A 503-nucleotide genomic window follows, 5' to 3' on the forward strand; every position below is an offset into this window, starting at 1 on the left:
GTTACACGGTGCTGAACCTGCGGCAACGGCTAAAAGAATTGAAGGGAGATCCGTGGGTAGAGTATTTCAGGCTTGAGCAGCGCATCACGAAGGCCATGGTCAATGCGTTTGATAAGCCCTGAAGCCGGCAATGCTTGCACCGCCACCGTCGACCCAGCTGGCATGGTAGTAAATGCCTGCCAGCCATGACGACTGGCAGCGTCTCCGGATTTGTGTCCAGCGGCGGCCTTTTCAGGCCCGGGCGCACAAACTTCAGGTATGGCTCGGCGCATGCATTGCTTTTTCATGAATACGGAATTTGATGCCCTCATCCAAAAGCTGCGCGAACGCTTGCTCGTCCGCGCTCACCCACCACGCACTCCGCCTGATTTGGTCCGCGACACACTTAGCTTCGGCGTGGTCCAATTCCAGGCTGTCGATGATCAGCTTGTTCACTTCATTGGAGCGCTCAGATTCGCTGGCGAGACACCAAAGCGTTGCCGCCCTGCACATCAGTTGAAAAA

1 protein-coding gene is annotated in these 503 nt (G+C 56.1%); it reads right to left on the bottom strand.

What is annotated here, in order from left to right; genetic code table 11:
• Nucleotides 1-252: 252 nt before the first annotated feature.
• Nucleotides 253-503, bottom strand: a 251-nt coding sequence (locus tag JK635_RS08380; protein ID WP_202653507.1) for a hypothetical protein, incomplete at its 5' end; no start/stop codon positions are given.

It is taken from the genome of Neobacillus paridis, from assembly GCF_016765675.1.
GTDB lineage: Bacteria > Bacillota > Bacilli > Bacillales > Cytobacillaceae > Neobacillus > Neobacillus paridis.